The organism is Cohnella thermotolerans DSM 17683, assembly GCF_000429825.1.
GTDB lineage: Bacteria > Bacillota > Bacilli > Paenibacillales > Paenibacillaceae > Cohnella > Cohnella thermotolerans.
This window is the reverse complement of record NZ_KE386958.1, coordinates 96,052-103,327: the sequence shown is the minus strand read 5'-3', so window position 1 is coordinate 103,327 and position 7,276 is coordinate 96,052. Positions and strand designations below refer to the sequence as shown.

Below are 7,276 nucleotides of genomic sequence, written 5' to 3'. Positions count from 1 at the left end.
ACTAGGCCGGTTTTTGCCCTTGTTGGGCACCGGCAGCTGGGGGCGTGGCCGACTAGGCCGGTTTTTGGCCTTGCCGGGCACAGGCACCGGCGGCGCATACCGGGGCCGGCTACTCGTCGGCCCCTTCGCCCCGGCGGTAACGGTTCGGCGAGACGCCGACGACCTTCTTGAAGGCGGTGCTGAAATAATGCTGCGACTCGTACCCGACCGCTTCGCCGATGTCGGCGATGCTGCGGTCGGTCGTGCTGAGCAGCTGCACCGCCTTGGAAATGCGGATTTGCGTCAGCAAAGTGACGAACGTCGTGCCCGTCTCCTGCTTGAACAGCCGGCTCAAGTAGACGGGGGAGACGCCGATCGCCTTTGCGACCGACTCGAGCGACAGCTGCGAGTCGCTGTAATGCTCGCGCAAATATTGCCTTGCGCGGCGCACGAGCGGCGAGATGGACGTCTCCTTGTAGACGCCCGCCCGCGCCTTCCGGTAAGCGGCCCCGACGCCGGCGTACCCGCCTTCCACGGGAACGCATTGGGTCACGATGTGCAGCTTCAAATAACGGGCGACATGCGCCTCGATCTCCGCAAAAAGCTGCTCGTCCGCCTCCCCCCACACAATCGCCCCGATAAAGCCGGACGAATCGCGAAAGATCGCATGCTCGCGCGGCGACAGCACTTCCGAGCAAATATTTTCGATCGCGAACAGCATTAGCTGACGATCCCGCTCCGAGCGGACCGACTGGCCGAGATCCACTTCGGGCCAACGGACGATCCCGAACGCATTCGGCGGCCGCACGGGAAGGTCGAGAAATTGCAGCTGGTCCACGATCTCCTGCTCGCTCAGCGCTTCCTCGATCCATTCGTTGCAGAATCGTTCCCTGAGCAGCGGAATGTTCTTGCGGATTTGCCGCGACGCCATCAGCAGATGGCTCTCCTGGCTGGCGCTGCGGTCGAGCTCCCGCTTGACCCGTAGCAGCACTTCGTTCAATTGGTCGGGATTGGCCGGTTTCAAAATGTATTCGTCGACGCCGTACCGGATCGCCTGCTGCGCGTATCCGAATTCGTCGTGGCCGGTGACGATGACGACGCGGATGTTCGGAAGCTGCTCCTTGACCTCCCGGATGAGCGTCAGCCCGTTCATGATCGGCATGTTGATGTCGACGAGCAGCACGTTCGCCCGGTGCCGGAGCGCGAGCTCCAGCGCCTCTTCTCCGTCCCCCGCCTCCGCCACCACTTCGAGCCCGAGACTTTCCCAGTCGACCGCATCGCGAATGCCCTCCCGGATGATCGGCTCGTCGTCGGCGATGACGACTTTCCAAGTATCGACGCTTGTCTCCATCGTTCGTTACGGCTCCTTTCGCCCATCTTCATGAATGATCGGATGCGTAAGCACAACCGTCGTGCCGACGCCCGGCTCGCTCGTCACTGTGATGCCGTATCCGCTTCCGAACGTCATGCGAATCCGCTCCTGCACGTTGACCAGCCCGTAGCCCGAGCCGGAGCCGGAACCCGCGGCGCCGCCAACCGCCCGTCCCGCCGCGACGGCCCCCGCCCCCGCGGCCGCACCCGAATCGGCGCCCGCAGCGCCGCCCGGCTTCCGGGCAACGTCCGCGTCTTGCGCGCCCTCGTCCGACACGGCCTCCAGCTTCCGCCTGAGCTCGGCCAGCTTCTCCGCGCTCATACCGGCCCCGTCGTCCGTGACGGTCAGCACCAGCCGCCCTTCGAGCCGCTCCGCCTTGACGGCGATCGTGCCCGGCCCGCGGCGCTCCTTGATGCCGTGGTAGATCGCATTTTCGACGATCGGCTGCAAAATGATTTTGAGCACGGGCAAATGCGAGATGCCGGGCGCCAGTTCCAGCGTATAGCCCAGTTTGTCCTTGTAGCGGATTTTCTGGATTTGCAAATAGCTGCGCACATGCTCGATCTCCTCGCCCAGCGGAATGTACTCGTTCCCCCGGCTGAGCCCGATCCGGAACAGACGGGACAGCGCCTCCACCATCTCCGTCACGTCCTCGGCTCCCTGCTTGCGCGCCATCCATTGAATCGTATCCAAGGTGTTGTACAGAAAGTGCGGCTTGATCTGCGCCTGAAGGCTGCGCAGCTCGGCTTCCCGCTTCTGCCGCTCCTGACGCTCGGCCAGGCCGATCAAATCGTTGATCTTCGTCAGCATGCTGTTGAAGCTGCGGCCCAGCATCCCGACCTCGTCCGTGCCGCCTCCCCAATAACGGCTCGTCAAATCCCCCGATTCCGCCCGCTGCATGAACATCATGAGCCGACGAATCGGGCGGGAGATGCTGCGCGACAAGGCGAACGAGGCCGTTGTGCCGAGCAGGCAGACGACGAACACGAAGCTGCCCAAATAAAGCCGCATCTGCCGGACTTCCCGGCCGGACTCCGACGTCGAGAACACGGCGATCGTCGTCCAGTTCGTAAACGACGAGCCACGGAAAATGAACTGGAGCTTCCGCCCGTCCACCTCGCGGGCGAAGCTGCCCGAAGATTGCCCGTGAAGCCAGGCGATCGGGAACGACTGCAGCCCCACCTGCTTCGGGATGTAAATCGGCTCCCCCTGCTCGTCTACCACCATGAGATAGCCCGTTTTGCCGAGCCGCACGTCCTTCGCCGTCTCCGAGATGACCCGCAGCTTCAAATCGATGAGCACGACCCCCAGCACCCGTTGGGTGTCCGGGTCGAGGATGGCGCGAACGGCGGATACGACCTCGCTGCTCTTGTAATCCGCGTGCGTCGTCACGTGCCGGTTCGCCGGGTGGCCGATCATGCGGAAGATTCCTCTGCCCGCCACCGCCTCCTGATACCATCGTTCCAGCGTCAGATCTTCGTCCGGAGACGTCGCGTACATGTCGTTGCTGATATATTTTCCCTGCGAATTGACGACCATGATGCCGGCCATCTCCGAGTTGAGCGTCGTAAAACCTTGCAGAAACTTCTTGGCCTCGTACACCGACGACGCCTGCGCGGTCTTGTCCGCCGTCCGGTCACCGCGCAGAAACTTCTGAATCTCCGGATTGAACGAGATCAGGTAGCTCGTATTTTGCACGTTCGAGACGTAGAACTCCAGATTCCGGTTGACCTTGTCGATCAATTGCAGCGTATTCTCGTTCATCTGCCGCTCCATGATGCTGTCTACCGTCCAGCCGGTCAGGACGCCGAGCGCCAGAGACGGAAGGATGCTGATGAACAGAAAATGGACGAGCAGCTTGTAGCGAATCTCCAAATTTCGGAACATGAACCGCCGCATGAACGGCATTCCGTCTCTTTTCCGCCCTTGCCGCATTTCGACACCCCCGCCCGAGCCTGCTTCTACTTGGCGTAATAATCGTCGACGTTGTCGCGGGTCACGATGGTAATGCCCGTGTCCATATAAGGCGGAATCGGATGCGAGCCCTCTCCCCCTCCGGCTGCGACGATGCCGTGATGCAGATGGAACAGCGACAGCAGCGACCAGTAGCCCATGTTCCACGTTCCTTGCGCCAGCGTGGCGTCGATGACGCCGCTCTTGACCAGATCGAGCGTGCCTTTGTCCGTATCGAAGCCGATGACGACCTTGCGGCCCGCCAGCCCCAGAGTCTCCAGCGCTTCCGCGATGCCGACGCCTCCGTTGGCCTGCGTGGCGAAGAAGCCCTGAACGTCCGGATGCGCTTCCAAAATCCGGTTCGTCGCCTGCGACGAGACGAGAATGTCGCCTTTGCCGTCCGCCACTTCCGCGATGGACATGCCGGGATAATCCTTCTGCAGCGTCTCCTCGAACCCCCGCGTCCGCTCCTGATGATTGAGCTGGTTCGGCTGCGTGACGACCGCCACCTTGCCTCGGCCGCCGAGCCTGCGCGCCATCTCGCGGGCCGCCTGGGCGCCGGCGTCGTAGTTGTCGGTGCCGAGGAAAGCGTAGGCTTTGCTCTTCGGTGCGCCCGAATCGAACAGCACGATCGGAATGCCGGCCGCCACGGCCTTGTCGATCGTCGGATTGAGCGCCTCCGGGTTGATGGCGGTGACGGCGATGCCGGCGGGCTTGCGGGCGATCACCTTCTCGAGCACCGTAATCTCCTCGTTCGGGTCGTATTGCGTAGCGCCCTGGAATTCGACCGACACGTTCAGTTGCTGGGCGGCGTCCTCGAACCCTTTCATGGACGTGCGCCAATAATCGAGACTCGATTGGAAGGTCACCATGACGTACTTCTCCGAGATCTCGCCGGTGAGTCCCGCCGCGCTCTCGTTCCATCCGGTCGGCGCCTCGTCGCGCAGAACGAAGTACCAAATATATGCGAGAAAAGTTACGACGAGCAATCCATACACGAACAGCAGCTTCTTCATTCTCGGCCCTCCGGCATTCGAAAATAGGAAAACTCAAGGAGCGGCAGCGCGGCTTCCCCTTGAGTCGGTCGATCCCAACGTATTCGTTATGCCAATTCCATCTTAGGAAAAGGCGGCTCTCCCGTCTTTTCACAAAACCGCAGGTTTTTTGCGATTTTTTAACTTGCCTCGCGGCCCGGCTTCCGGACGTCCGCCCCTTCCTCCACCCGCTTCTCCACCCGCGAGCGGAACAGGAACGGCACCGCCACGGCGACGGCGAACACCAGGGCCGCGACCGCGATCTCCTTCCAGCTGCCGCGCAGCAGGCTGGCGCCGAGGAAGCAGTACGCGAACGTGCCGGGAAGGGTTCCGATCAGCGTCGCCAGCAGATAAGCGCGAAAAGGCACCCGGGCGATGCCGGCCGCGTAGCTGACTAGGTCGAACGGCACGAAGGGCGCGAGCCGGAGCAGCAGCACGACGGGAAAGCCGCGGCGCTCCATCGCCCGCTCCAGCTTGCGCAGCCGGGAATCGTCCTTCGCGCCGCGGAACATGCCGGCGCCGAGGCGGCGCGCGAGCCAGAACGACAGCGCCGCTCCCGGCAGTTCGCCGAGCGCGGTATAGAGCATCCCTCTCCAGGTGCCGAAGGCGAGGCCCCCGGCCAGAGAGAGAACGGACGAGGGAAACAACGTGAACGGCCGCACGATATAGAGACCGATGTATACGATCGGAGCGGTCCAGCCGAGAGACGCCATCCAGTCGCGGATCGTCTCCGGCGTGAGGTTCAGGTAATGGAAGTCGATCCAGAGCAGGAGGGCGACGATCGCCACGACACTCGCGATTTTGAACAGAAACGGACGTCTCAAGGGGACGCTCCTTCCGATGCGTGGTAAACCGATATCCGTATCATACCGTATTCCCTGTCCCGGAACCAAACAAAAGGGCCGAACGGGAGCACGGGCTTCCCGTTCGGCCTTGAAGAGCCGCGGCGGATCGTCAGGATTTGGCGAGGGTAAACTGCAATTCCAGCAGCGCGTCGCCCGGATCGCCGGGAGGAAAAGCGCTGATGCGGCTCTGGATCTTGGCGATGGCGGGCACGGCGTCCAGCAGCTTCTGCAAATCCAGCTTCCTGGAGGCGCCTTGCGCGTACCGGACTTTGACCGATGTCCGTCCCTCGCGGATCGCTTGCTTGATTTGCGCCGCGATCTCCTGCTCGTTCCGAACCGTGTGGTCCGGCTGAAGATACAGGTAGCCCAACGTCTCGTACAGGCCGGTATAAAACGCCTTGCGGGCGGGATCCGACTTCTGCAATTGGGCCAGCGTTCCGGCATAAGAAGTCGTCGCGGACGGATACGCAAGCGTCCAGCTATGATCCCGGCGCATTTGGGCGTCGGTCGTCAAATAATAGCCGTATTCGGTTCGCCCCGCCACATCGGGAACCGGATCGTCGAACGTCGTGTCGAGGTGATACCATTTGCCGTCCAGTTTGACGAGATTCCACGCGTGCGGTCCCGTCTTGACCGTTCCTTCGGCAATGCGGGCCTGCAAACCCGCGTCCGTCAACAGCCGGTACGTCAACGAAGCGTAGCCCTGGCAGACCGCCTGCCCCGAGGCGAGCGCGTCGTATGCGGAATGCTTGCGCAGCGTCCGGTCGTACGCGACGTGAAGCAGCACCCAATCGTGGATCGCCTTCACCTTCTGGTGATCGTTCATGCCCGGCTTGATGATGGAAGCCAAAATTTCCTTGGACTTGGCCGCGACGTACGCGGACTGCGCCGCGTTCTCCCAATAGGTCACCTTGACGGTAACCGTCGCCTTCTTGCCGTCGGATTTGGAGCTGAAACTGTAAGATTTGATCGTATAATTCACGTAATCGTCCCGCTTCATGGCCGTTCCGAACGCCTGGTCCGCCGCCTTCAGCGATGCCGAAGCGCTGCCGGCCGTCTGAACGGCGAATTGGGCACTGCGCGCACGCAGCTTCGCGAAAATCGTATCGGCCAGCGTCGCTTGCGCACCCGTCGCGCCGCTTGCGGTCGCCGCTTCGGCGGCCGAATCCGGAGGCAGTCCCGTCCCGGAAGTTCCGGTCAGCAGCAACGCCAACGCCAGCCCGGGAATCGCCGCCCACTTCCATCTCTTCTGGTTGTTCGCCATCGCAACCTCCCGTCAACTCTCTGGCTTGCACCATTTATTTTAGCAAATCGCAAGCCGGAGACGCCATCCGGCTTTGGGCCCGTCCAAGCGACAGGACGATCCGGCCCGGTCCCGAATGGCCGTTTTAGACGGTTTGCCGGGCTGCCTTCGCCGCAGCCGCGCGGAATCGGTCCAACGATTCGTGCGTCTCCAGCGCCGTCCGGAAGTCGGGAGCCCGGCGGCCGCCGGTCGTCAAGTCGTCGTAAATTTGCGCATACATTTGGGCGACGTTATAAGCCGGGCCCGCTTGCAGCCGCCCGGCCAACCGGTCGTAACGCGAGGGCACGGGCAGTTCTTCGAAGCCGGCGCCCTTCGATCTTTTCACGCGGAACGAGTCGATTTGGAACATGAAGTTCTCTCTCGACTCCAACACCAGGTCTCCCTCGGTCCCGTTGATCTCCAGCGTGAAGTTTCCCGCATGCGTATCGCGGACGTGGCGCCGATCAGGTCCTTGACGTATGCGAGAGCCGGATTGACGCGGGCCTGAAGCCCGACGAAGTGGCGAACGCCCTTCGCTTCCGCCGCCCGAAGCATCGCTGCCGCTTCCTCGGTCGTCCGTCCGAGCGGAAATTCGCAGTACACATGCTTGCCCGCTTCGATCGCCATGCGGACGAGCCGGTCGTGCTCGGGAACCTTCACCGCGACGGTCACGAGATCGACGTCCGGGTGCGAGACCAGTTGCTGCGGATCGGCGAACGCATGCGGGACGCCGAACCGCTGCGCGGTGGCTTGGGCGGTCGCCGTTCGCGTCGTTACGACCGCGGCGACCCGGAATCCGGGCACCGCCTGC

General features: G+C 62.7%; 7 protein-coding genes. All 7 read right to left on the bottom strand.

Going from position 1 to position 7,276, the window contains the following annotated elements; all coding sequences use genetic code 11:
* Positions 1–109: 109 nt before the first annotated feature.
* A complete protein-coding gene (locus G485_RS0120740; RefSeq protein ID WP_027094113.1) occupies positions 110–1,330 on the bottom strand; it encodes a response regulator in 1,221 nt (406 codons plus the stop codon).
* 6 nt (positions 1,331–1,336) lie between these two features.
* A complete protein-coding gene (locus G485_RS0120735) occupies positions 1,337–3,238 on the bottom strand; it encodes a cache domain-containing sensor histidine kinase (RefSeq protein ID WP_240489227.1) in 1,902 nt (633 codons plus the stop codon).
* Between the two features lie 74 nt (positions 3,239–3,312).
* Positions 3,313–4,320 (bottom strand): substrate-binding domain-containing protein, encoded by a 1,008-nt coding sequence (locus tag G485_RS0120730; RefSeq protein ID WP_027094111.1) that lies wholly within the window; start codon positions 4,318–4,320, stop codon positions 3,313–3,315.
* Positions 4,321–4,478: 158 nt separating this feature from the next.
* Entirely contained in the window at positions 4,479–5,162 is a 684-nt protein-coding gene (locus tag G485_RS30530) for a TVP38/TMEM64 family protein (protein ID WP_035157488.1), read from the bottom strand.
* A gap of 130 nt (positions 5,163–5,292) precedes the next feature.
* The gene (locus tag G485_RS27535) at positions 5,293–6,447 is read right to left on the bottom strand and encodes a transglutaminase domain-containing protein (RefSeq protein WP_051318448.1); all 1,155 of its coding nucleotides are present in this window, start codon (positions 6,445–6,447) and stop codon (positions 5,293–5,295) included.
* A 124-nt stretch (positions 6,448–6,571) separates the two neighbouring features.
* The gene (locus G485_RS0120715) at positions 6,572–6,835 is read right to left on the bottom strand and encodes a hypothetical protein (protein WP_027094110.1); all 264 of its coding nucleotides are present in this window, start codon (positions 6,833–6,835) and stop codon (positions 6,572–6,574) included.
* On the bottom strand, positions 6,808–7,269 hold the full coding sequence (locus G485_RS27530) for a Gfo/Idh/MocA family protein (protein ID WP_240489231.1): 462 nt from the start codon (positions 7,267–7,269) through the stop codon (positions 6,808–6,810). The genes G485_RS0120715 and G485_RS27530 overlap by 28 nt, the downstream gene beginning before the upstream one ends.
* Between the last annotated feature and the right edge of the window lie 7 nt (positions 7,270–7,276).